This is a genomic window from Streptomyces sp. NPDC042259, from assembly GCF_055582085.1.
In genome coordinates this window covers 1-1,848 of the sequence record NZ_JBVJDW010000032.1, presented here as the reverse complement: position 1 = coordinate 1,848, position 1,848 = coordinate 1, and the positions used below count along the sequence as shown (strand labels likewise).

The following is a 1,848-nucleotide window of genomic DNA, read 5'->3' as shown; positions in this document are numbered from 1 at the left end:
ACACAGTGGACGCGAGCAACTGAGGACAAGCCCTCGGCCTATTAGTACCAGTCAGCTCCAACCGTTACCGGTCTTCCACACCTGGCCTATCAACCCAGTCGTCTACTGGGAGCCTTAACCCCTCAAAGGGGGTGGGAATACTCATCTCGAAGCAGGCTTCCCGCTTAGATGCTTTCAGCGGTTATCCCTCCCGAACGTAGCCAACCAGCCATGCCCTTGGCAGGACAACTGGCACACCAGAGGTTCGTCCGTCCCGGTCCTCTCGTACTAGGGACAGCCCTTCTCAATATTCCTACGCGCACAGCGGATAGGGACCGAACTGTCTCACGACGTTCTAAACCCAGCTCGCGTACCGCTTTAATGGGCGAACAGCCCAACCCTTGGGACCGACTCCAGCCCCAGGATGCGACGAGCCGACATCGAGGTGCCAAACCATCCCGTCGATATGGACTCTTGGGGAAGATCAGCCTGTTATCCCCGGGGTACCTTTTATCCGTTGAGCGACGGCGCTTCCACAAGCCACCGCCGGATCACTAGTCCCGACTTTCGTCCCTGCTCGACCCGTCGGTCTCACAGTCAAGCTCCCTTGTGCACTTACACTCAACACCTGATTGCCAACCAGGCTGAGGGAACCTTTGGGCGCCTCCGTTACTCTTTAGGAGGCAACCGCCCCAGTTAAACTACCCACCAGACACTGTCCCTGATCCGGATCACGGACCCAGGTTAGACATCCAGCACGACCAGAGTGGTATTTCAACGACGACTCCACCATGGCTGGCGCCATAGCTTCACAGTCTCCCACCTATCCTACACAAGCCGAACCGAACACCAATATCAAGCTATAGTAAAGGTCCCGGGGTCTTTCCGTCCTGCTGCGCGAAACGAGCATCTTTACTCGTAGTGCAATTTCACCGGGCCTATGGTTGAGACAGTCGAGAAGTCGTTACGCCATTCGTGCAGGTCGGAACTTACCCGACAAGGAATTTCGCTACCTTAGGATGGTTATAGTTACCACCGCCGTTTACTGGCGCTTAAGTTCTCAGCTTCGCCTGGACGAATCCAAGCTAACCGGTCCCCTTAACGTTCCAGCACCGGGCAGGCGTCAGTCCGTATACATCGCCTTACGGCTTCGCACGGACCTGTGTTTTTAGTAAACAGTCGCTTCTCGCTGGTCTCTGCGGCCACACCCAGCTCAGAGGGTAAACCTCATCACCAGACATGGCCCCCCTTCTCCCGAAGTTACGGGGGCATTTTGCCGAGTTCCTTAACCATAGTTCACCCGAACGCCTCGGTATTCTCTACCTGACCACCTGAGTCGGTTTAGGGTACGGGCCGCCATGAAACTCGCTAGAGGCTTTTCTCGACAGCATAGGATCATCCACTTCACCACAATCGGCTCGGCATCAGGTCTCAGCCTTAATGTGTGACGGATTTGCCTACCACACGGCCTACACCCTTACCCCGGGACTACCACCGCCCGGGCTGGACTACCTTCCTGCGTCACCCCATCGCTTACCTACTACAGATCCGGGTCACCGGCTCCACCACTTTCCATTCCCCGAAGGGTCCGGAACGGCTTCACGGGCTTAGCATCGTCTGATTCGATATTGGGCGTTTCAAAGCGGGTACCGGAATATCAACCGGTTGTCCATCGACTACGCCTGTCGGCCTCGCCTTAGGTCCCGACTTACCCTGGGCAGATCAGCTTGACCCAGGAACCCTTAGTCAATCGGCGCACACGTTTCCCACGTGTGTATCGCTACTCATGCCTGCATTCTCACTCGTGAACCGTCCACAACTCGCTTCCGCGGCTGCTTCACCCGGCACACGACGCTCCCCTACCCATCC

Annotated in this window: 1 rRNA gene; it reads right to left on the bottom strand. The window is 56.7% G+C overall.

The features are described from left to right. Nucleotides 1–21: 21 nt before the first annotated feature. A 23S ribosomal RNA gene (locus ACZ6MA_RS33950) occupies nucleotides 22–1,848 on the bottom strand; the annotation flags it as partial.